This window comes from Cohnella soli, from assembly GCF_042655525.1.
Classification (GTDB): domain Bacteria; phylum Bacillota; class Bacilli; order Paenibacillales; family Paenibacillaceae; genus Cohnella; species Cohnella soli.
Genome location: NZ_JBHSMI010000002.1, coordinates 278,568 through 302,663, shown reverse-complemented (window position 1 = coordinate 302,663; position 24,096 = coordinate 278,568). Strand labels below are relative to the sequence as shown.

Below are 24,096 nucleotides of genomic sequence, written 5' to 3'. Positions count from 1 at the left end.
TCTGAATGAAGAGTTTTCATACAATGCCGCTATAGCCCATTTTCCGATAACCTCTCATCCGTTTCTTGTACATGCCCATTAATACAGGTACCATCAGATCGATGTAATCATAAATTTTCACTTCTTGCTTATTCGCATGCGCCCGATGCAGCCTGCCGGCATACTGCTCCAACGACCCTGTCCATGAGATCGGATGAACCAAGAATAAGGTGTCCAGCCTCGCGTCGTCGAAGCCTTCGCCAATGAGCTTTCCCGTTGCAATCAATACTCTCTCTTCCGTATCCGGGATCGTTGCGATTTGATGATGAACAGCCTCCCTTTGCTTTTTGCCCATGCCGCCGCGAAGAACAATCACATTGCGAGCAAAAGGGCGCAGCCTGTCCGCGAAATATTCCGCATGTGCGGTTCTTTCGACGAGCAGAAGTGGAGTTCTACCTTCTTCCAAGCATTGCAGGAGATCATTGAAAATCAATGTATTGCGCTCTTCGTCCACAATCAAGTATTGATATACATCTTGAATTCCAATTCCTTGACTTCTTATGTCTGCAGGCACTGTAAAGCCCGTGTATCGGGGAACAACCGTGAGTGAGAAACTGCGTGAGCTCCCTAGCGCTTTGGCATCGATTTTCATACGGACAGGGCCAAGTTGCATCATGACAATTGCCTCTTGACCGTCTTGGCGTTTCGGCGTCGCCGTAAGTCCGAACACATACTTCGCCTTAGCTTTCTTCAGAACCTGCTCGAAACTGAATGCGGATACGTGGTGACATTCATCCACGATAATCTGTCCGTATTCTTCGATCCATTCCTTGACTTCACCCTTGTTATTAACACTCTGGATGACCGCGATATCCACTATACCTGTTCTGCTTGTCTTTCCCCCACCGATCAAACCAATAGAATGCTTCGGCAAATCGAGAAATGTTTGCAATCGCGATTGCCATTGGTCCATCAGCTCTCGTCTATGCACCAGGATCAATGTGTTGACACGGCGCTTTGCAATTATGCTTGCTGCAACTACTGTCTTACCGAAAGCCGTAACGGCTGACAATATCCCCAAGTCATGCGAAAGCATCGCTCTGGAAGCTGTATCTTGGAGAACCGTCAAAGTGCCGGTAAAGGCAGCATGAATTATAGTACCGCCAACCCGATTATCCTCGACATCCACTTTGACATGATTTTGCTGAAAGAAATCCAGCACCGCTTCGTAACATCCTCGTGGAAGTGCAATATAGCGGACAAGATCTTCCGCACAAGAAATAACCCTCGGCTTCGCGTAAGTAGAAAGTCTCATCGCCTGCGTCTTATAGAAGTCCGGGTTTGAAAAAGAGGCCAGCCTCATCAGCTTGTTAATGACTTTCGAAGTTAGCCCTTGTTTGTTAATGTACAGCCGATTGGATAATACGATCTGAATCGTCTCCGGCAAATCCTGTTTCCAAGTTTCTTGAGATGGCTTGCTTCTTCTTTCCCAAGGCTTTTCATCTTCATCATCGCTTACGTTTATCAATCCGGAGTCTAAGTCCGCTTCGGCAAAATAAAGCTGAATAAACTTAGATACAGCTTCCTCTGTCATTTTCCCCACACTTGACAGAAAACGCCACTGATCCTCATAGGGTTCGAAATTATGGTCGACGAAGACACTGTTTCCACTTTTTCTCGCCCCACCCTGAAGCGGTAAAGCGATCAGATTACCAAAACCGCCTTTTGGAAGCGTGTCCTGGTTGGGGAACAGGCGATCGTAGGAATCCAAGCCAATTTGATATCTATTTTTCATTGTAAGTGTCAAGATCGTTGATCCGAATTTTCTCGCCCAACCTGCATCAATTGATTTTTCAAAGAATATCCAGACGTGCCCGCCATTACCGGAACGCGATCGTTCAAGAGCCGCAGGGATGCTGTTTTCTTTACAGACTTGTATGACCGCAGCAACATCCTCTTGCCAATTCTGTTTATCAAAATCCATTGCCAGAAACCAGCAGGTCTCGTCCGACAGCATCGGATAAACTCCTATAGTCTTATCCTGTCGTGCATCCAAGTGCTTTGAAATGACATCGTCTGTCACAGGCAGAAACTGTTGATGCGCACAGGCCGAACACTTCACTTTCGGTTTTTGGCAAACTGACGTCCATTCGTTGCCGCAGGCAGGCGAGTAGCCCGATTTCCCCTGCTTATTGCTCCACCTAATCGGATATACATCTTCACGCCCGCGAAAATAATTACGATATAAAGCAAGTTTATCCTCGACCTTTGATAGTTGGTGGACGACTACACTATCCTCTTCCAACTCCGCTGCCAAAATCGGTGGAATACTTTCATCGTAAGGTGCCTCATTCTTTTGTGAGGTACGATTCCCTTCAGGCTCAATTGATGACAGTGACGCTAATTGATTTTTTAAACTCTCAACTTCGCGTTTCAACTTCTCCTGTTCTCGCCTAAGTGCTTCTATTTCCATGAGCGCGGCTTCATACTTTTGCTGAATGTTATCCATCGCGACACGTCCTTGTCATGGTGCACTCCAGATTATGTTAGTACTCTTCTTATTACATATTTTACCGCAAAACTCGAAGTCGTCATTCACTTTGACATGAATTCCGCTTTCGGTATAAATATATTTATTGATGCTTATATTATTAAAAAGAAATTGTTGTTTTCTTTAAGTTTAGTTTTAGTTTAATTGTAGTTCGAATTGATGTTTGCTACAATGGAGGCGAGGTGATGTTTGTGATAACTTACGAAGAACGTAAATTGGTCGAGGATGAACTGCATCGGAATATCCAGCAAAATCCCCTGTATGGCATTGCCACTTATAAGCTTATTTATAACCTTCTGAATCGAATTCGTCATACCGATTTGTTAGACGGCTACATTAATGAGTTAACCCATCGCAGTAGCCTGCAAAATCTTTCTCAAGAGGAATTAAACCATTCCTTAAGCCAATTACTGCAAGTAGCATTCGAGTATGCGACAGAGGCAGACAAACCGTTAGTGTATACTACAGGGCAACTCGCCAACTATTTCGGAGTATCTACAACGACAATTAATAACTGGTTGCGAGAAAAGCGGTTGGCGTACCCCGGAATGGATAATAAGCAATCTTTCAAACAAGCAAGAATTCCCGACTCCGCTATCTATACGTCCACGAATGGTAAAGAGACCATTCTTCGAGAGGTGATTCAAGAGTATGAGTATCAAAAGGCGCAAGAGCCTGTATACACCGAGGTTGATCGAATGAAAAACCTTGTACAAACGGTGTTATCCTTTGAAGCCTTGTACGGAGGAAAATACGAGGAAGTTTTAGCACGACTGGGAGACCCGCAATCATCAAACGATTGGAAATGGGCCCGTGATGCCGACGAGTGGAGATATGTCATTCGGGAAATTACTCGTGAACGGTAGGCCTCGGAGTAACCTCAACCATATTCAAAGAGACTTAAGTCATGGAATATTAGGGGAGATTCGCTTAACAGACCGTTCAGGACAAGCATCGACGATTTACGCACTTCGAGCAACTATAACCTTCCTCGATGACTCGATCCTATATGTAACTGAGTATACGAGCAAAAGTGGCATTATCGATAAATATTTCTACGATTGGGTAGATGTAAACGGGCGTCTAAAGGCCCAATACCATAGTGAACCTCACGATCAAGATAAACGGTATCAAACCACAACCGAACCCTATCATGTGCACCCACCTAAAAACTCCATCCTTACCAACATGGATAGATTCCCCAACTTTGTACACAAAGACCTTTATAGCATTGTAGAAGGTATTATTCTTTTTTCGATTATTCCATCCCGCTCTGAATTAGAGTAAGACCCTCGGTCTGCATTCAATGACACGATGGTAAATCCCCTGACCACTAGTGGCCAGAGGATGGCGGAACAACATTAACCGCCGGAGCAGCAGGTTTAACTAATTTCACATAATGCGTCGAATAGCTGCGCTCCACATGATCGGCGCCCGACTTCAAGAATCGGAGCAGGCGCTTCGGTCCTTTCCCCAGGACAAATAAACGGTATACGATGGCTTGCACAACCATTAATTATGATTTAAAATACGTATAATTGTTATAACAGTTGAATAATATAATTAAGGAGTTGAGCTTAATGTGGGCAAGGTGATGGATATGGAACGCAAAGTAACTAAATTCGGCAATAGTTTGGGCATTACAATGACCGAAGCCCTAAAGCAAATTGGCGTTGATATGGGAGATACCGTAACCATCGACGTCCGGGAAAGAGACGGCGAAATCGTGATCAAAAAGGCAAACAAGGTCACTTTGCCCGCAGGGATCAGTCCTGATTTTATGGAAACGTTGTCTCAAGTCATGGAACAGTACGACGAGACGATCAAGGGTCTAAAGGATCGTTAACATGCCAGAAATCCGCTATGTTACCGTTCAAGAGGCCATCGCCATTAACGTCGCAGTCATTCAGAAATACAGCCCGGGAGAGATTATTGGCGTGAAAGATGGCGGCTTACTAGAGTCAGCCTTAATACGTCCGCAATCTTCTGCTTTTGGTCTAGATGCTTATCTCACAATATCGGAGAAAGCCTCCGCCCTTTTTGAGTCTCTCGGACAAAACCATCCTTTTCATAATGCCAATAAGAGAACAGCCTTCATTGCTCTTGTTCTATTTCTAAAAAATAACGGTCTTGATTTCGACATGGAGCAGAAAGCAGCCGAAGACTTTACGGTAGACATGGTGAATCATAAGTATTCGTTTCTCGAGATCGCGGAAATCATAGAAAAACACAGCAAATAAACAGGCTGCCGACGATCGGCAGCCTGTTTGCTTTATCAATCATTCCCCATCGTTTCGTTATCACACAGACAAAGCCTCGCGAGCAGCCTGTTTCGGAGCGTTGGCATGTAAGCCAAGTGCCTCCGACGTGGAGGCATGAACTTCGCGCAGAAGCTCCGGATTTTTCAACAACGATAAGCCGTAGGAAGGAATCATTTCTTTAATTTTCTGTTCCCACTCGTTTATCCGTTGCGGGAAACATCTCTTCATCACTTCGAGCATGACGTGAACAGCGGTGGAAGCACCCGGCGACGCTCCCAGCAGTGCAGCGATCGAACCGTCGGCCGCGCTGATGACTTCCGTGCCGAATTGCAGGGTGCCTTTGCCGCCAGCTTGCGTATCCTTGATGACTTGCACGCGCTGGCCCGCAACGACAAGATCCCAATCCTCGATTTTGGCGTTCGGGATGAACTCCCTCAGCTCATTCATCCTTTTTTCCTTGGACTGCAGCACTTGCTCGATCAAATATTTGGTCAAAGGTATGTTCTTAGCGCCGGCAGCTAGCATCGTCGTGAGATTGTTCGGCTTCACGGAAGTAATCAAGTCGAACATCGAACCGTTCTTCAAGAACTTCGGAGAGAAGCCGGCGAACGGTCCGAACAGCAACGATTTCTTATTGTCGATGAACCGGGTGTCCAAGTGAGGAACGGACATCGGAGGAGCACCGACTTTCGCTTTTCCGTACACTTTCGCATGATGCTGCTCGACGACTTCCGGATTGTTGCACACCATGAAAATACCGCTGACAGGGAACCCGCCAATACGTTTTCCTTCCGGGATACCGGATTTTTGCAACAGATGCAAGCTTCCACCGCCGCCGCCGATAAAGACAAATTTCGCCGAATGACGTTCGACGATCCCTTTGTCATTGCGAATTTTCAGTTCCCACGAACCGTCGTTTTTACGTTTAATGTGGTTAACGGTATGATTATAATTCAGCTTTACGTTATGGTGCTCCAAATGTTCGAATAAATTGCGCGTCAAAGCGCCAAAATTAACATCGGTGCCCGTGTCAATTTTGGTTGCGGCGATTTGTTCATTGGCCTGACGATTGTGCATAATCAGCGGAATCCATTCCTTCAGCTTCTCGGGATCGTCGGAAAATTCCATCCCTTCGAACAGCGGATTGCCGGACATCGCTTCAAAACGCTTCTTCAGAAACGCAACGTCCTTCTCCCCTTGAACCATGCTCATGTGGGGCAGCGGCATGATGAAATCTTGCGGGTTGCGGATCAGTTTGTTATTCACCAGATAAGACCAGAACTGCATTGAGAGCTGAAACTGCTCGTTAATTTGAATCGCCTTGCTAATGTCGACGGAACCGTCCGGTTTCTCGACTGTGTAATTCAATTCGCACAGCGCCGCATGGCCAGTGCCTGCGTTATTCCACTCGTTGGAGCTTTCTTCCCCTGCTTTGCCGAGCTTCTCGAACACCGAGATGTTCCAATCCGGCGCCAGTTCCTTCAGAAGCGTCCCTAATGTGGCGCTCATAATTCCGGCACCGATCAAAATAATGTCTGTTTGCTGTTGTCTTTCGCTCATGATTACCTCTTCCTTATTTCATTCGTTTTACGTCCCGATTCGACTATCATCTATTACAGTGTAACACTATTGGAAATAGATTAAAATAATGTCCTTGTACCAATGTTGGAAGAAGTCAGAATAGGTGATAAAACAGCCGATTTTGCCGTTTCCTAACAATCAAATGCGACACCTTTCCGAAATCCCGGATTCGGTGTCGCATTTGATTCGAATCGATTAATCGGCTCGATTAATTTATGTTCTCTCGTTCATGTTCGCCACTTCTTCTTGTGTCAATCCCGTAGCCTCAGCGATCGTACCGATATCGACCCCAAGCTTTAGCAAATTGTGGGCTACCGTAGCTTTACCTTCTTGCAAACCCTTTTGCATGCCCTTCTGCATACCTTCCTGCAAGCCTTCCCGCCGTCCTTCTTTCCGTCCCTTTTTCAATATTTCCGGGTCTATGAACGTCTTGATCATTCGACTAACCTCCTCGGTTTGTTGGTTATTGCCGTAATTTCGGTATAAGTAGTTCACAATGCTATCCAACACGCGCAAAATTTTATCTATATCTCCCAGCCATAATTGCCGTTTCCCATGAAGCTCGCTGATAATTTCCAGCGTTTCTCTGATCGTCTCATTCAATCGTACGAATTCCCCGGCAAACAACCGCCGTTTCTCATCGTCGGACAGCCCGCTAGTAGCGATCAGCCTCATACTCTTGCGTGAAGAGAACACTTTCAGCGGCAGTAGCGCGAACAGTTGCCGCTCCTGCAAATCGCGGGGCGTCAGCGTCCAATGCCTCAACACCGGCACAGTGTACACCGTCTCCGTCCCATCCGGCATCCGCATCCTGAACAACAATTCGTCGGATATCGCTTCATTTTCCTCCAAGAAAATGACGATCTGCTTCGGGAAAATGACAAGCGGTACGCCGTCCTCAGCTTCTCCCGCAGACACTTCCAACGCTTTCTCGAAGCCGTAGCGGAACATGCGAATAACCATCGACTGATCGTTCAGCGTCTGGAACTCGACGTGATAATGAACGGGTCCTCGGAGGGTGTCCAATTTCATAAACAGGTCGCCTATAATCCGTTCGTATTCGTCCAAAACAAACTCGGCATTGCCATAATGAATCGCCTCTACATCTGAACTGGCAAAATTTTCGCCGAACAAGCCGTTGATAAGCTGAATCGTCAGTCGCTTGGACAAACGAAACAACACGCGCATCATCTGATCCAGCTTCAGTTTCTCTTTCTTTCGTCGGTCCGTTGCCTTCATTATACACCACTCCCCCCTTCATCGCGATCATACGAACGAATGAAAAAAGCACACCCCAAAGCGCGATTTCGCGCAAATTGGAGTGTGCTTCACTCAACGATTGATCACTTTTATAAAACAACTATACCGAACGATTGTTCCCGTGTAAAGGATTATCCGGCAGCCACACATGGCTGCAGCAATTCCACAATCCGTTCATGACCATATTGCTTGGCAAAGCTTAATGCCGTATTGCCATGATTGTCCTTCGTACTCGGATCGGCGCCGGCTTCGATCAGTATCTCAGCGCATTCATATCTACCGTTGTAAGCAGCGATCATGAGCGGCGTCTCTCCATCTGCATGACAGGTATAGATCGGCTTTGCCCCAGCTGCCAAAAGCAACTTCAGAATGTTCTCATAGCCATGCATGCATACAGGCGACAAGACAGAGCGGCCCGACACGTAACGCACGTTCGGATCCGCACCTTGCTTCAATAACCAGCCAACAGCCTCTTCGTGGCCTTGGTACGCCGCCCAGAACAACGGTGTATTCCCATCCGAATTTATGCCGTTCACTTGAGCACCGGCACGAAGCAACGCGTTCATCGTCGCAATATCGTTCTCATGAGCGGCAAGCGAAAGTGGCAACATATTGTCTGTCAGGCCGTTCGGATCCGCTCCGAGAGCCAGCCACATGCGAACCGCACCAGCTTTCCTCAGGTCGATTGCTCGCATAAGCCGCTTCGCAACCACATCTTTGTAAATTCGGATCGGGCTCACCCGTTCGAGCACCGAATATCTTTGAAACAGACAACCTTCCGGGTGCCGTTGAGCTTGATCGCGAACTCTCCTGAACTTACGATGTGTATTCAGTACGACGATCGCCGTTCCGGGTAGCAACGCCTCATCTTGTCCCAAATTGCGGACTACAAGCTCCGCTATCTTCCGTTTTCCAGTTAGCCATTTACGTTTGTTGCGGATGAGTAGGACATACAGCGGCTTATCCAGCCAATATTTGACCTTCTTACGAACGAGGTAAGCTTCCTTTAATATCGGGTAACGCTGCAATTCATTAATGAACGGCACCAACTGATAATCTTCCAAACCGTGTGGCTCGTACTCGTCTGTCGGTTGAATGGTCTCACGTTCCTGCACTGCCAATCCGTGAAGACGGGCATGATTTCTGCCGATCTCCAACCACTCCTGAGCTTTTGCATCATCGCCCCGCTTCTCGTAATGGGCGATCAACTCATCGCAGCATGCGAACGTATAGTCCGAATCCAGCTCCATTGCCCGGCTTATGTAAGTTCTGGCCTTCTCATCGTTTGCAGCATTGCTTTCTCGAATCAGTATTGTCCCCGCCGCCATGTAGGCTGGGGCCAATTTGTCATTTCTTTGAATGAGCGCTTCATACAAAGGCAGAGCGTCAGATGGACCGTGGAGTTCCTCCGTAATTCTCGCCAATTGCCAGACTTGCTGCTCCGATAGTTCGTCCGGACGTTCTGTCCGAAGCTTGTCCAGTTCCTCGCGCATGGCATCATACTGCTCCGCCCGCTCCGACCAATTGGATTCGACTTCCTCCTGCCACTGATGATCCAATTGGTTCATTAGTGACGCCAAAGATGAGGCCAAATAATTTTCTGCAGCAGACCGCTCCTCATATTCCGGCAATCGCATGTCCTCTCCCAGCGCTTGCAACCGTTCTGCAAGCGAAGGATGCGTATCATCATACGATGTCTCGGCACGAAGAGCATGTTTAAGAGCCCGATTGGCATGTTCAGGAGAACCAGCAGGTCTGTCCAAAAATACCTTCATGTCGGTAAATACTTTAGGTGGTCGATTTTGCGAGCGTGGCAACTTGTTCACTTCCGGCCAGAAAAACTCGTTCAATTGTGACTCACGGACGCTCAATTGAATAAGAGCGTCTGCCATGTTCCGCGACCCAGCCGCTTTCGCAGCCAATCGGTCAGCCTCATACTCGTTCTCTCTGGCCAGAACAAACGTATACGCATTAAGACGCGGAGAGTAGCTCCTTAAGAAACGTCTGAACAAAAATTGCCCACTTCGTCCACTTTCCTCGAATTGCTCCATTAGCTGTCCCCATACACGGCGAAGCCTATAAATCCAACCGCCGAACTTGGAGTGAGACCGCGACAGATGTCCCATTTCATGTGCAAGCACCGCACGAAATTGAGCCGGAGTTAGCGCCTGCATAAGCGGCAACCCGATCATTAAATAATTGTGGTGCATGCCCAATACGCCGGCTTGCGGAATTTGCACGACCGACGCGTTGAACTCCGATGTCAACAAGACTTTATGTATTTTGATTGCACGCAGACTTTTGCCCAGATCATCAATTTCTCGGAAAAGCTCAGGCGCAGAATCGCGCGTAAGCTCTATGCCTTCAGGCGGTTCAAATTTAATGTTGAAGGACTTCAGAATAACCCAGATTAATCCGCCAATCGGAATCCCCAGCTTAATTAGCAGAAGCGGATGCTTGAACATCGTCAAGAGGAGTGTCAACGCCAAGGCAAGAAGCAGTAGTAATATCCCCGCCACATAAGCAAAGCCAATACTGACCAATCCAATTATTTTCCACTTATAGCCCTTCGGATTACTTCTTGACGACTCCTCCAGCTTCTTGACCAATTCCATATACTTCTCGTGCGACATATCCAAGCCCCCCGACGACGACTAATAGACTAATTTCCTAAATATTAACATAGGAATCATTTCTTTAATATGAAAATCATTACCACTTACACGACTGCTAAAAGCAAAAAAGCGCACCTCCAGAACATCAGCTTGCCCCCTCTCGGGATTCGCCTACTGATAGTTCTACAGGTGCGCTTCTGTTCAACAAATACTATAAGTTACAGATTAAAGGCTGCCATAAAACGATTCATGATGGCCGCGACCTCAGCGCGCGACGCCGCGCCTTTCGGATCCAAAATACCGTTTCCTTTGCCGGAAAGGATTTGGTTGCTGACAGCCCACTTCATCGCGTCAGTCGCCCACTTGGAGAGGCTATTCGCATCCGAGAAGCCCCCTAAAGACTGACTGCCGTTGACATTCCATTTGTTCGCTTTAGCATAATTGAAAAGGATCAAAGCAAGTTGCTCGCGGGTGACAGATTGTTCCGGAGCAAATCGAGTGCTGTCCATCCCGTTTACGATGTTATTCTGGCTAGCCCAAGCGGCCGCGTCACGGTAGTAGCTATTCTCACTGACGTCCTGGAAGTGGTTGGTCCCCGCTTCCGGTTTGCCAGCTAAGCGGTGCATAACCGTAACTAACATGCCGCGAGTCATCGTACGATCAGGGCTAAACGTATTCGCCGCCGTTCCCGTAAACAGCTCATGCTCTACAACATAACGGATAGATGAAGCCGCCCAGTGATTCGAAATATCGTTGAAAGTCACCTCTGGTTTAGTCGGCTCTGTCGGATTGGTCGGCTTCTCAGGTTCTTCCGGCAGTTTCTCGAAAGTCACGACCACTTGGTCCGAAGCTTTCAGACCGGTCAATTGGGTGAGCGCTCCTTTAGATACTCCATTCACTGTAACCTCTTTAACCCGGTAACCTTTGTCCGGTGTAATTGTAACCGTGCCGTTGGCATCTGCGGCAATTGTTCCACCGCTGCCCGAGACTGACGTATTTGGTTTGCCGATACCGTTGCCTGGCGTGCCGGTGTAAGGATAAGCTTTTACGATAAATGTATAATTTTTATCTTTGCTTTGTTCGCCGCGGGATACCGTGGCAGTCAATGTGACGTTCGCATCCGAGTAGCCGGAAGATGGACGTGTAACAATCGCGTTGTTGTTATCGATACGAATATAATTCGTGTTGCTGCTCTTCCATTCGATCTTGGTGCCGTGCAACCCTTCAACCGGGAGGGCAACATTAGAGCTAACCGCGCTCGTATCGCCAAGTGTTGTTGTGACGCTTGCAATCGTATCGTTCACTGCCTGTTCGTCGCTAAGCGCTTCAACGTCTACGAAAATCGGATTGGAATAAAACCATAAGCTTGTGTAGTTGCGGTCATTAATGTTGTTAAAACGTGTCTCATTCTCTGTCGGCGTTGGGGTACCGTTGTAGTCATAAGACTTATCTTGCAGCGGTTCGCCGTTAGCTGTGAAACCTTCGACGTCTGTTCCCAGGTTCGTGCCGCGTAGACGGTAATAACGGTTTTTGTCTGCCGGAACTTTATAGGATATCGTGTAATAACCTTCGGCATCCGGCTGTCCCCAGTCTTCTTTTGTAAAACGTTTAATAACTTTCGTTGTGGCATTCGTAGTGTTACTTGCATATTGGCTCGCATCAAGCTTGCCAGTCACTTCTCCAGAGATCAGATCGACATGATCGACTTTAACCGCATTCGTGACCGAAGACGGATGAGCGCTAATTGGCGCATAATTGTTCTGCTCCGGGCTTTTGAAACGAATGGTGATCGTCGTCAGGTCCCCTTCTGTCACTTGCAGATTCCCGCCCATTTCCGCCTGTTTGCCGCCACCTCCCGCCTTGAAATCAAGCGCGTTGATGAGATCGCCAAATACCGAATAGGATTTGCCTGAGCGCATTCCCTCTACGACATCTTTAAAGGTGTTGCCTTCAACCCAAGTGTAGTTCCGCGAGTATTCACTAGGCCAGTAGCCACTAGAGTAACTCCTATTGCTGCTCACCTTGAAATGAAAGTCGGAATTGGTAAAGTTCCAGAAACGGCGACCCTCGCCAAGTAACGAATCCCATATGCCGCCAACTTTGGCAACCATGACGTCAGCCCCGCCGTATATGTCAGCTAATTCCCCTCTATTCTTGCCGGCTGCCATCTGGTTACCAGGCAAGCCTTCCATGCCGAACACGATTTCAGGAGCCTTATCATTCATTTTGCGAATGTCCTCAATTGTGACAACACCGCTGCTGTCGCCGTTATGTCGGGACGGATGGTTAAGCAAAACGTAACTTTCCGGGTAATTCGTTTTCAGCCATCCGATTGCCTCAAGAGTTTTATTTTTGTCGGGTTTCAAGTCAGCCTTTTGAGGCCTTGCTCCCCAAAGAGTTGCTTCATCGGAGTGAAACATGCCTGGAGTGGTGTCATAGCTGTACAGCCACTCGAATTGGTGAATCGCCTCGACTGGTACTTCGTTGCTGTTGGAGTCAATGATCCCTACCGAACCATGATCCAGCCCCATCATATCCCACTCGAAACCGGAATAAACGATTTTGCCTTGGTACTTACGGTCAGCCTGGAGTGCTGCAAGTTTGGTTTGTTGATCTTTGATCGCTTGCCAGCGCGCAGTAAGATTATCGGCGCCGTCCGGGCTTCTCGGCGAATCTCGCAGGTGATCGGACAGTACAATGTAGTCAAAGGGAGCGCCGAAACTCAACGAAGTAACTGTTTCCGCAGGCATCTGACCTATATTCTCTCGAAACGCAGCATTGAGTACATTTTCCAATTTCATGTAAGGCTCGGATGCATCGGCAGATTGGACCGTATGAACGTGATACTCGCCGGACATCCACTTTCCAATTGGAGCAGCGGAAACGGTATTCTCTGTCGCCGACACCGTCGCCGCACTCTGCGAAAGCACTAAAAAGGCGAATGAAACGGAACCAAAAGCCTTCAATTTTCTATTCATTTCTCCGTAATCTCCTTCAAATGCAGTATGGTATCGATTCCAGTATAAATGTCAAATGTAAATTTACATGTTAATGCGTTGCGGGTGTTTGTAAAAATTCCTGCGAGGGCACAGTGTCTTCGTGGAAATATTATTTTGAGGTATAAACCAGTTGTTGGTTGATTTAAATTATTGATAATTAGTTATTGTTTTGTTGTTCTTCAGTTTAAGTTTAATTGTAGTTATATCAAATGTTTAGCTGAATCCACGGTATGGATTGGCTGCCTATAAGCTCATTTATAATTTATTGCATCGAATAAATCGATCTGGCATGGATGATAAGCAGACTTTTAAACAGGCTAGAATTCCCTATTCAGCCATTTATCGATCGACAAACGGAAAAGAAACCGTACTTCGAGAGGTCATTCAAGAGTATGAGTACGGTTGCGGCACGATTAGGAGATCCGCATTCTTCGGATGATTGGAAATGGGCCCGTGATGCCGACGAATGACGCTATGTTATGAAGGAGATCTCACGTGAACGGTAGAGCTCAGAGTAATCTTAATCACATTAATTGATAAATATTACTATGATTAAGTGTTGTTGTTGTAAGAAGTCGCGGTGAAGGCGGCAACATCGTAGCGGGTCTTCGCAGTATCGACGGAGGCGAGATCAAGGAATACACCGAGATGATCGAAGACGCTCTCAAATCCGCGATAGACCTCATGATCAAGAATGCTCCGCTACGGGTGCCAACGCGATCGTGATGATGCGATTTGATTCGGGAGAGATCGGAATTACGATGTCCGAAAAGATATCAATTTAAATGGGGGATTCCTCCAGTGACCCATAACCTGAAAAATGATGTTATTGCGCTTATCCTAATTCCGACTGTGATTATTCTGCAGATGCGTTACGTCGACAACCGGATACGTGCGCCGGATTGCTAAAACCGATTGCGATTCGGTGTCCCGACATAGAAAAGTCAATTGCGGAACTTAGAAGAGGATCAAATTCAAACCTCCAAGAGCAGCCAGAATCAGAACGATAGCCTGAAACTGTTTCTGAGGAATGAACGGAAGCACTTTGTAGCCGATGACGGCACCTGCGAGAACAATCGGAATCATCCACGCGTTGAGCTGGAGCGATTGTGGGGTGACGAGACCGAGGTAGGCCGTAAAGGGGACTTTGACTAGATTGACGATAAAGAAGAAAAAAGCGGTCGTTCCGACGAAAGCGGTTTTGTTTATTCCTTTTGCCAGGAAATAAGTCGACATGATGCCGCCCGCGGCATTGCCGACCATCGTCGTGAAACCTGCGAGCAAGCCAAGCCCGCCGTTAAACGCGATTGATTTGGCCATCGAGAAATTCAGTGTACTTTCCAATCTGTTCTTAAACAAATGAAGAAGAATAACTAGCAATACGAGCGTACCGATGAGTACGGAAAGCACCTCGTTGCCGATTTTGCCCAGCACGCCGAACCCGGCTCCGATTCCGACGAGAACCCAGGGCAGAAGAACCAGAAGATGCTTCCAAACGACAGCTTTCCGGTAATAAAAAATGGCGATAATATCCCCGGTAATAAACATGGGAGTAAGAATGCCGACTGACTCCCGAGCAGGAAATACGGCAGCCATTAAAGCCACGACAAATATTCCCAATGTCGGGATTCCGGTTTTCGTAAAACCAACCATTATTGCACTGATAACGGTAACCCATAATTGCAAAGAGGTAATGTGCATGTAACTCCTCCGGTTATAAAGTCGCTTCTTGCGTAACAACTCGTTCTCCCTCCCGCAAAAAGCAACGATCAATCGATGATCGTCGGGAATTCCTCGAGCGCGCCCGAGGGGTTCAGCACTGCGAAGGACAACGGCTTGAGAACGAATGGCAGCTTTATGTCCGGCAACTGCAACACAGCCCGGTTCTCGGTGTCCCGCAGATTGATGAGCAGCACCTTCCCGCTGTCCCCGACCCCGATAACCCCGATATCCCGGCCTTCGCAAAGCCGCGGGAAACGCCAAGTCTCCCGGTCCAGGAATTCACGCAGCAGCGGAATTTCCTCGTCGGCGGACAACGAGCCCGCATTGTGGTCCCAGATCGCCACGCAGGCTCCCTCGTCGTGAAGCTGCTGAATGATCTCCCGGTTTCTCGCCATCGCTTCCCGGTCGAACACGACTTTCTTATAGAGAGGCAACTTCGCCTGCCATTCCTTGCTTAACCGATAGTCGCCGAAGAAGAGGAGCAGTTCCCCGTCGTCGGTGTTCTGATCCCCGCGAACGGGTTGAACGGGCAATCCCGCGAGCAGCGGCAGCGCCGCCGGCACGAACTCTTCCGCATAGGCGCCGCTCGTTCCGTAGGCAAGATGGACGACATATGTCCGCTGCGCCTCCGTACACGCCGCATCAAACTCCCGCAGCGACGGATATGCTGCAGCCAGAGCTTCCCAATAGTTGTCTTCCAGCATCCACGTTCCGCTCATGAACAGAATATTCTCCATGCCGGCTGCGATCGCCAGCTTCGCTTTGTAGACCAAATTGTGCGGCTTCAGCGAAATCTAACCCCATCATTTCCCATTGATTATTTTTTCCAGATGCCGAAGACCGAATGTCAGCCTCTCCTCCATCTGTTCAAGATAGGGAATCGCCTCATATTCCTCCACCTTCGGCATTTCTCCGCTGGCCAGCTTCTGCTCCGTCTGCCATGCCAGCTTGATAAATTGCCCAATTTCATAGGGAGTAAGATCGGGATTCTTGTCCATCCAATCCTTGTCGTATAAGCGGAATTCGAATATCCATTTATGATCTTCGATGGAAAGCTGCAGATCGGGGTTATACTCCGCCAAGATCGGAATGATTTTCGCGAAATCGACAACTCCTTGTCCCGGCGCTTTCCCTTGCCTTTTTATGCCGTTTTCGCTAAAAAACGTAATTCCATCTTTCATATGCGTCATATGCGTATAAGGTGCCACCCGCTTTGCGGCAAGAACCGGATCTTCCCCATTCACAAGGGTGTTGGCCGTATCCAGACAAATTCCGCATATATCGGGACCTACAGCTTCGACTACCCTCAGCAGATCAAACGTACTATCGCCGTGGTTTTCCAGATTCACCCTGCATCCGTGCTTTTCCAAAACGGGCCTCAAGCTTTTGATGAAACGAATGCTTTCATCCAGGTGGGTTTTCCAAGGTACGGGATGGGTGTAATTTTCGTCCGACATGCAAAGGACGGTTCTGAACTCATGCCAGCCGACTTGCGCAAAAGCTTGGATGTGGGAAATGATTTTTTCCCTGTGCTCGTCTAATGAGCCTTTGACCAGAATGGGATTCATCGTGTCTACGCCCATATTGACATACAAGTCCAGCGAATCGGCATAATCGCGGATATCCTTAAGTTTGCCGACATCAAGCTCCTCGGCGAGCTCTTTTAGCCCATCGAATTGGATCCCTTGCAATCCCAATTTCTTCACGTAGTCAAGAGATTGATAGGCATCCAACTTCAATTCCCAGATACTAAAACTATCAATGCCTATTTTCATCGTCATTTCGTTTTCTCCTCATTCCTCGTTTTGCCGAGAAAAATTTAAAAGCATTAAATATTCGCCCCGCGAGTCTTCGCCGATGATTTCAAAGCCGTGTTTTTGATATAGCTTCTGAGCGCGAAAGTTCATTTTATGCGTCGTGAGCAGAATACCGCCTTTTCGGGATCGCTTCGCATCCTCGACCGCAATGTCGATCAACGTACTGCCGTATCCTTTGTTTTGATAGGCATCCGTAATGATGATCCCGAACCACACGACTTGCATCGTCCACTGCCACATCCAAACGGTACCCAACATCACTGGTTCCTTGCCACGTTCCGCTGGATTGTCAAATACTAGATAACGACGCATGTTCGGGTCATTCGTTCCTTCTTGTACCCAATTCTCCGCAAACTGCCGGGTAAAAGGAAATCCGTAAATTTTTCTTGTGGATTCCGAGAGCGTATCGAAAAAACCGCTCAGTAAATCCACATCCTCGGAAGTGATCAATCGAAACGAAGTATGGTCGTTCATGGAGTCAGCCTTCATCGGAAGTCTCCTCCCCATAGAGCCGATTCAAAATGGCGACCGAATGGGGAACGAGTTCATTTCCCGCTTGAAGGGTCAAATAGGAATTGGTCGTATTGAAGGTTTCGTATCCTCCGTTTTCGAAGGCACGCAAGGTTGGCACATAACCTAAACAACCGTTGGTCAGGGTAGCCACCGTGGTGTTTGCGAATGGGGAGCGCTTTTTAATATCAAGCCCGAATTCAACGAACAATTCAAGCGGCATCGTGACCATGGCGGTATCGCCGAGCCTTATCCCCGATAAAACAGCCTTGTACGACGGTTTTTTGATGGATTGAAGCAACTGATTGCTGTGCGAGAAGAAATCAAGACCATCAGGCCATTTTCTCTTAATCTCTTCTTCCTGCAGCTCGATATTTTCTCTAAGCGGCAAGTCGATCTCTACATTTTGAACGCGTAATACGTTTTTCGTAGGAAAATTTAGGGAGGCGACGCTGATTAGGATTTCTTCCCCGATTCGGGCGCCTAATTCGTCACTGTCCAGGTTGGAATTGATATTGCCGCAAGGACCCGCCATATAGAACGTCATCACATCATAACCTAACGATTTGGAAACGACCCGCTCTACCACACCCGGGAAATCGGCCGATACGCATTCTAACGTTGGGTTGTTGCATGCATGCACAGCGAAGTTGTACAGCAGCGCTTTCACCGTTCCGTCGGCTTTAACCGCGGCCATGACAAACACATTCGGATCGACGGGACCCTCGGATGGATATCGGGCGCCCTCTTCGCGCGTAAGCAGCCATGAATTCCAGCAATCGTCGTTTTCTTTCAGCAATCTCCTATTGTGCGATACGCCGTTCGCATCCGCATTCGCGGTTCCCAGCTTACACGCTTCTAAATCATCATTTGCCCGGACTGCGGATCGGACAACTAATTCTCTTAGCTTGTTCATATAGGAAATGTGTCTTTCCTTAATATCCGTATGAATATGATTCCTTTCGAGATACGACGCATGGATGTTCAGCTCGACTATGCTTGTATATGGGCCCGAGTGCGTATGGGAGGCGCATAGGAAAATATTGTCCGCCGGGATACCGGTTGCCTTCTCAATCTCTGTCTTCATGATCCCGACATCTTCCGATAGCAGGAGAATCAGATCCAAAGAAACGATCGCGATCTTTTCCATCCCGTTATCGATCACCAATGCTTTGGAAAATAAAGGGTCCTTAATGAAACGGGTTTTACGCGGATATAAACCTCCAACAATATACCCGTCTGCATCGGGGGTAATGTCTTCTTTCCCAACTCCTACTTGAAATTGAAAGTTATTTCCCATATCGAATTCTCCTATTCTCAGGATTTCCAGGGGATCGGATGAATGGGAAGACGGACAACGCTTCCCGTTGCCTCCGATCGATAGGCAGCTTCCGCGACTTCGACCGTTTTGCGGCTATCCGCGCCCATTGTGACGATGTCCGCCTTTTCCCCTCTTAAGCTTTTGACCCATTCTTCAATGCATTTTTGGTGGCCGGTAAGCCCGTCTCCAGTGTCCACTTTCACGAAAGCTCCTTCGCCTTTCATGTCATACTCGAACACCTTTTGGCCCTCATAAATTTTCACGAAAGTACCTTTGCCGCTCATGAAATAAGCTTCGCCTTTAGTTCCGGTAACATGATTGAATTCGTACCACAAACCGTTCGGAGCCTGATGAGATTGCGTATTCCAGTTAATCGAAAGAAGAGCGAGGGCGCCCGATTTCATGCGCGCGATAACGGCTCCGATGCTCTCTCCTTCCATTCTGCTCGCATCCACCTTCGACATGGACGTCACGCTTTCGAATTCCCCGCCATACCATCGGAGAGAATCGATCTGATGAGTCAGACAACTCATGATGGCGCCGCCGCCGATTTGTTCTTTCGAACGCCCCCAGCTTTTTTCGGGAAAAATAACATTTTGGTTATGTTCCAGCTTCCAGAACAAAATATCGCCGAGCTCGCCGGATTCGACAATATGCTTAAGCGCCATCCAATCATTATCGTACCGTCTGTCATGGCAGACGGTAAGGGATACGCCTGCCTTGGAGCATGCCTCTATCATTTGGTCGCATTCATAAATATTTCTTGCCATCACTTTCTCCACAAGCACGGGCAATCCGGCCTGAGCGGCAGCAATGGCGGCAGGCGCGTGAAGATGATGGGGAAGGAGAATATCGACCGCATCGACGATTTCTTTATTCAGCAGCTCCGCGTAATCGCCGACGATTTTCACATCCGGGCCCAGCAGCTTCCTGATTTGGTCGTAACGGCTTGCATCCCTTTCCGCAACGATGACTTCGCATTGATCCTGGAGACGGTTGAAACCCGGCGCATGAGCAACCAATATGCCTCCCCCGCCAAGAATGCCGATTCTCAATTTTCTATTCATTCCCATCTCTCCCCTATCTTCGTGTGAAAACAATCAGGCCCGGTTGCTGCTTCCAAACCCGTGTGCCTTTACATAGAAATGTATCAGCTATTACGTAAGGATAATATGTGGCAATCGTATTAAAAGGTATCCGATCTTAACATCCGCTTCGGAGGCCCCGAATAAACAAAAGAGGAATCCGCAGATTCCTCTTGGCATTGCTGTCTTATAATGGTCGGCTCTTACACGGTATCATTGCGGTATTCGGAAGGACCGTAACCGACCGTTTCTTTGAATGTTCTGCTGAAATGCCTCCAGCTTCCGTAGCCGACCATTTCGGCTACTTCGTATATTTTGATTCCCGGCTCCTTAAGCAGCCGTTTTGCTTCTTCCATTCTGACATTCGTTAAATATTCAAGAAAGGTGATCCCCGCTTCTTGGCGAAATAGTCGGCTTAAATGGTTGGGGCTGACAAACATCAATTTGCCGACATCCGCCAGCGTTAGCGGAAGCTTAACGTTTTTCCGCATATATTCTTTAGCCCTCGATAACACATAGCTCTCATGCCGGGAGTCGATAGACGCTTCACGCAAATATTGGGTTGCCCACTGAAGTACGGACTCCGTCATTTGTCTCGCATTACGGGACCATACCAATCGATTCATGAAACGAGCCAAATCGTTTACCGTCATTTTGCCGGGATCTATCGTTTGTTTTTGCATAATCCGGTGAAGAGTCAGTAGGAATATTTCCACTCCTTGCATTAACGATTGCACATTCGAACAACGGATGAGCACTTCCATTTGTGCGGCGATTTGATCCAGAACGCTGTTGAAGTCCCCGCGTTCCATCGCTGCGCTCAAGGTATCCGTGTTTACTTTCGGCTTGGCCGATTCCTTCTTCGGAATCGCATCCGAATGACGAATCCCATTGCCTTCAAAAATGCGGGTCAACAGCGCGAAGCCTGCCTGGCGATAGGCTTCCGCCAAATCCGGCATGTCCGGACCGATCCAACCGGAAATGCCGAAGCTCGCTGTCAATCGCAGGGATTGACAGCAAAAAGAATGAATTTGTTCCGTGATGCGACTGACTTTACGATCGACAGCTTCCGCAGACTCCCCGTATACGCCGAGCAACATGTTGCACGATTCCGTTTTATCGGTATTTTGCAACAGACAGACTCCTTTATTTTCCTTCTCCGCGACTTCAGTCACGATTTTATGAAACAGCCAGGACACCATCTGCGGAGAGCCGATTTGTTGCGCTCGCCCTTCCGTTATATTATCCGGGTCGCCTAAAATCAATTTTTTGAACGGCGCTTCCCATTGGGTAAACCGATCGGGATGCCACGACAGATTATGGCGCTCCGTCCGAACGATCCGATTGTGCACACGATTGATGGCGGTTTCGAATTCATCCTGTTTAATCGGTTTCAGAATGTAATCCGAAGCTCCGTGACGAAGGGCGTGCTGAATATGGGAGAAGTCGTCAAAACCCGAAATAATGATCGTATTCATATGCGGATATTGAAGATGGACCTGAGCTAACAGATCCAGTCCATCCATTCTTGGCATGCGAATATCGGTGATTAGCAGATCGATCTCGTACCGGTTCATCACCTCAAGCGCCTCTATCCCGTCTCCCGCCGTCACCGCAATGTCGATTGCAGAGAGTGCAGCCTGAAGCTCTTGAACCATTAACAGAAGTCCTTCGCGAATCTCCGGTTCATCATCCACGATCAAGATGTTCAAAGTTCATCATCTCCACTCGCTAAGTTGCCTTAATGCAAATATAATCCCGATTTTTTTTGATCGTCAATTTTTATTTTTTAATGACAAAGAAGGGTGCCGCTCCGCCATTGATATGGCTTCTGAGACACCCTTCTATAGCTGCTCTACTTGATCATACCCATCTTGGTAAATTGTTCGGTTGCCTGGTCTATTAATTTCTGTCCGCCTTGGCTTAACCATTTCTTCTGGAAAGCATCATAATCATTCTCTTTTTCGAGGATGTACTTCACATCGAATTCCGATTGAAGCCTTTGCAGATAAGAGAGTAATTGCGGATCCAGATTGAGCAATCCTTCAACATTAGGAAAGCTTGACTGGCTTTCGATCTCGGAATTCATTTTCATAACCATTTTAATGGTGTCGTCTGGTTCTGCTGCTTCCAAGGAAAGAACATTGTCCGTGGTAACGATCCAGGTCCCCCAATCATAAAGCCCCGAATTTTTTTGGCGCACCGTATCAAGACCTGAGGAAGTATATTTAAACCCGTTCCCCATATCCGCCATTTTGTTGTCGATTCCCGGAACCCCAACGCCCCAACGCAATGCCCAGTATCCCTCATTCGGGTAGAAGACGGAATCCAGAATGTTTTGGATTCTCTTCATTTTCACGGGATCTTTGGCCGCTTGAGCGCTAACGGTAATGAACCCGTTTGAAATATCCTCCGGCGGACGTTTTCCGCCCGTTTCCGATGCTTTTGGAAATTCAATATTCACCCATTTGCTAGCGACCGCATTGCTTCCGCCAGGATAAGTCGAGCCTTCCCCAATTAACGCCATAGGAGGATACCAATCTACTCCTAATTTATCCGAGTATACTTTAGGCTTTTTTTGCTCCCAGCTTTGCGTATACCAATCCGGATCAATTAATTTTTCTTTGACGATCGTTCTCATCAAGTCAAGGAATTTTTTGTGAGTTCCGTCTATAATCGAATTGGATACTTTGTTGTCGGCAGTCAAATAGAAGCCGTCAGGCCCGTACATGCCGGAGAGTGCCTTTATAACGCCCAGGCTCTTCCCGCCGCCGTTCGAGCTTATTCCCCATGTATCATTTTTGCCGTTCCGATCCGGATCGTTTTTCGTAAATTTGCGCAAAACTTCCAGTAATTCCTGATCGTTTTTCGGCGCCGCCAATCCCAAATTAGCAAGCCAATCTTTGCGGATCATTAAGGACCAATCGCTTTTTTGCGCAGGAACGGGTACGGCGATCATTTTTCCATCCAGCGTTAAATACTTTTTCGACGTTTCCGTAATACTTTTGGAAACGGCCGGCATTCCTTCAAACTTTGAAGTCCAATCATCCAAGATTACGCCTTGGTTATAAAGTTTGAGCAAAGTATTCTTATCTGTAATATAGAGCAAATCCGGAGCTTGATTCGCTGAAAATTGAGTCAACAGCAAGCTTTCCATATCGCCGGTATGCACGTGGTCGAGATTGAAATCGACATTGAATTTTTGGTCTATCCATTTTTTGATGGGATCGTCATCGCCTGTAGGCGTACCCACCCAACCGCCTTCAAATAGACGAATGGACACTTTCTGCGACATGTCATCCGCTTCCGGCGTTGCCGATTCCGGAGACGCAGATGTTTGGGCAGGCGTTGATGCTGCCGGCGTTTCGGAATTGGAAGCGGATTCAGATTTTTGGGAGCATCCAGCTAAAACAACCGTATAAGCAACCAGGAAAATCATAACCATGATGCTGATTTTTCTACTCATCTTTTTGCCTCCAATTAGATATGCTTCATATGATTTGACACGATTATCCCTTTACCGCCCCTAGGTAAACCCCTTTTGTGAAATACTTTTGCAAAAATGGATAAATACAAAGAATCGGAAATGTCCCGTATACCACTACAGCCATCTTGAGAGATTCGGTAGACACCTTATTCGACGAAATGTTCACGTTAAACGAATTAAAAACTGAAGTTCCTGGATCCGGGTTTGTCAACATGTTGCTCATTAATAATTGCATGGGATACAGCGATTCATTACGAATATACAGCAACGCATCAAACCAAGCATTCCAATGAAATACCGCGGTAAACAAACCGATCGCCGCCATGGCAGGCAAACACAACGGAATCATAACCGCCCACATCAGAACAATTTCTCCGGCTCCGTCCAACCGCGCCGATTCTTCAACCTCTTGCGGAAGATTCTCGAAAAACTGTTTCAAAACCAGTACGCTCCAGCTATTAACCATTGTCGGTACGACCAAAGACCAGATGCTGTCAAGCAGATGCAATTCCTTCACAACCAAATATAGCGGCAAGATCCCCCCCGGGAATAATATCGTGATTAAAATACAGAAAATGATGATTCTGCGTCCAGGCAAACCATGTCGGGAAACAATATAAGCCGTAATCGTCGTCATCGCCAGAGTCAATAAGGTACCGATTACCGTCCTTTCTATACTGATCAGCATGGCATGCGTGAATGCCGTGCCCTCAAACAAACGCGTATATGCCAGTAATGTCGGATGCGATGGCCATAAAACAAACCCATTCTTAGCGGCCCATTCCTGTTCATTGACCAAAGACATCGAGATTACGTAAAGCAACGGGTACAAGGAAACAATCGCGAGAACCACGACAACCAAACCGATTATGAACTGATAAAACCTTTCTCCTGCATTACCCTTCAAC

At 47.6% G+C, this 24,096-nt stretch carries 18 protein-coding genes and 1 pseudogene; 5 read left to right on the top strand and 14 right to left on the bottom strand.

Going from position 1 to position 24,096, the window contains the following annotated elements; genetic code table 11:
• Nucleotides 1–16 precede the first annotated feature (16 nt).
• A complete protein-coding gene (locus tag ACFPOF_RS01655) occupies nt 17–2,488 on the bottom strand; it encodes a TOTE conflict system archaeo-eukaryotic primase domain-containing protein (RefSeq protein WP_378128965.1) in 2,472 nt (823 codons plus the stop codon).
• A 227-nt stretch (nt 2,489–2,715) separates the two neighbouring features.
• On the opposite strand from ACFPOF_RS01655, the gene ACFPOF_RS01650 reads away from it, so the two are divergent.
• From ACFPOF_RS01650 to ACFPOF_RS01635, 4 genes are all read left to right on the top strand, one after another.
• On the top strand, nt 2,716–3,396 hold the full coding sequence (locus tag ACFPOF_RS01650; protein WP_378128963.1) for a hypothetical protein: 681 nt from the start codon (nt 2,716–2,718) through the stop codon (nt 3,394–3,396).
• The gene (locus tag ACFPOF_RS01645) at nt 3,347–3,817 is read left to right on the top strand and encodes a toxin-antitoxin system TumE family protein (RefSeq protein WP_378129038.1); all 471 of its coding nucleotides are present in this window, start codon (nt 3,347–3,349) and stop codon (nt 3,815–3,817) included. Before ACFPOF_RS01650 ends, ACFPOF_RS01645 begins: the two co-directional genes overlap by 50 nt.
• A 295-nt stretch (nt 3,818–4,112) precedes the next feature.
• Nucleotides 4,113–4,376 (top strand): AbrB/MazE/SpoVT family DNA-binding domain-containing protein, encoded by a 264-nt coding sequence (locus tag ACFPOF_RS01640; protein ID WP_378128961.1) that lies wholly within the window; start codon nt 4,113–4,115, stop codon nt 4,374–4,376.
• A 1-nt stretch (nt 4,377) separates the two neighbouring features.
• The gene (locus ACFPOF_RS01635) at nt 4,378–4,770 is read left to right on the top strand and encodes a type II toxin-antitoxin system death-on-curing family toxin (RefSeq protein ID WP_378128959.1); all 393 of its coding nucleotides are present in this window, start codon (nt 4,378–4,380) and stop codon (nt 4,768–4,770) included.
• A 60-nt stretch (nt 4,771–4,830) separates the two neighbouring features.
• Here ACFPOF_RS01635 and ACFPOF_RS01630 read toward each other — a convergent pair whose 3' ends face one another.
• The 4 genes from ACFPOF_RS01630 to ACFPOF_RS01615 all read right to left on the bottom strand — a co-directional run bounded on the left by ACFPOF_RS01630 (nt 4,831) and on the right by ACFPOF_RS01615 (nt 13,225).
• Entirely contained in the window at nt 4,831–6,351 is a 1,521-nt protein-coding gene (locus ACFPOF_RS01630; RefSeq protein ID WP_378128957.1) for a malate:quinone oxidoreductase, read from the bottom strand.
• 234 nt (nt 6,352–6,585) lie between these two features.
• Complete coding sequence (locus tag ACFPOF_RS01625) at nt 6,586–7,611, bottom strand: Rpn family recombination-promoting nuclease/putative transposase (protein WP_378128955.1); 1,026 nt, start codon at nt 7,609–7,611, stop codon at nt 6,586–6,588.
• 152 nt (nt 7,612–7,763) lie between these two features.
• Nucleotides 7,764–10,265, bottom strand: a complete 2,502-nt coding sequence (locus tag ACFPOF_RS01620; RefSeq protein ID WP_378128953.1) for an ankyrin repeat domain-containing protein — start codon at nt 10,263–10,265, stop codon at nt 7,764–7,766.
• A 200-nt stretch (nt 10,266–10,465) separates the two neighbouring features.
• A complete protein-coding gene (locus ACFPOF_RS01615) occupies nt 10,466–13,225 on the bottom strand; it encodes an S-layer homology domain-containing protein (protein WP_378128951.1) in 2,760 nt (919 codons plus the stop codon).
• A 582-nt stretch (nt 13,226–13,807) separates the two neighbouring features.
• Between ACFPOF_RS01615 and ACFPOF_RS01610 the strand changes: the two are divergent.
• Nucleotides 13,808–14,031: pseudogene (locus tag ACFPOF_RS01610) on the top strand (heavy metal-binding domain-containing protein); the annotation flags it as partial.
• Between the two features lie 172 nt (nt 14,032–14,203).
• On the opposite strand, the gene ACFPOF_RS01605 reads toward ACFPOF_RS01610, so the two are convergent.
• The 9 genes from ACFPOF_RS01605 to ACFPOF_RS01565 form a co-directional block, all read right to left on the bottom strand.
• Entirely contained in the window at nt 14,204–14,947 is a 744-nt protein-coding gene (locus ACFPOF_RS01605; protein ID WP_378128949.1) for a sulfite exporter TauE/SafE family protein, read from the bottom strand.
• A gap of 68 nt (nt 14,948–15,015) precedes the next feature.
• Entirely contained in the window at nt 15,016–15,741 is a 726-nt protein-coding gene (locus ACFPOF_RS01600; protein ID WP_378128947.1) for a hypothetical protein, read from the bottom strand.
• A gap of 30 nt (nt 15,742–15,771) precedes the next feature.
• Nucleotides 15,772–16,749, bottom strand: a complete 978-nt coding sequence (locus ACFPOF_RS01595; RefSeq protein WP_378128945.1) for a sugar phosphate isomerase/epimerase family protein — start codon at nt 16,747–16,749, stop codon at nt 15,772–15,774.
• A 12-nt stretch (nt 16,750–16,761) separates the two neighbouring features.
• On the bottom strand, nt 16,762–17,274 hold the full coding sequence (locus ACFPOF_RS01590) for a GNAT family N-acetyltransferase (RefSeq protein WP_378128943.1): 513 nt from the start codon (nt 17,272–17,274) through the stop codon (nt 16,762–16,764).
• Nucleotides 17,264–18,595 carry a neutral/alkaline non-lysosomal ceramidase N-terminal domain-containing protein gene (locus tag ACFPOF_RS01585; RefSeq protein ID WP_378128941.1) on the bottom strand — a complete coding sequence of 444 codons (1,332 nt, stop codon included), beginning with the start codon at nt 18,593–18,595 and terminating at the stop codon, nt 17,264–17,266. The genes ACFPOF_RS01590 and ACFPOF_RS01585 overlap by 11 nt, the downstream gene beginning before the upstream one ends.
• Before the next feature lie 17 nt (nt 18,596–18,612).
• On the bottom strand, nt 18,613–19,683 hold the full coding sequence (locus tag ACFPOF_RS01580) for a Gfo/Idh/MocA family protein (RefSeq protein ID WP_378128939.1): 1,071 nt from the start codon (nt 19,681–19,683) through the stop codon (nt 18,613–18,615).
• A gap of 221 nt (nt 19,684–19,904) precedes the next feature.
• Nucleotides 19,905–21,413, bottom strand: a complete 1,509-nt coding sequence (locus ACFPOF_RS01575; RefSeq protein ID WP_378128937.1) for a response regulator transcription factor — start codon at nt 21,411–21,413, stop codon at nt 19,905–19,907.
• Nucleotides 21,414–21,556: 143 nt separating this feature from the next.
• A complete protein-coding gene (locus ACFPOF_RS01570; RefSeq protein WP_378128935.1) occupies nt 21,557–23,167 on the bottom strand; it encodes a type 2 periplasmic-binding domain-containing protein in 1,611 nt (536 codons plus the stop codon).
• Between the two features lie 43 nt (nt 23,168–23,210).
• Nucleotides 23,211–23,987, bottom strand: coding sequence for a carbohydrate ABC transporter permease (locus ACFPOF_RS01565; RefSeq protein WP_378128933.1), 777 nt, complete (start codon nt 23,985–23,987; stop codon nt 23,211–23,213).
• Nucleotides 23,988–24,096 lie beyond the last annotated feature (109 nt).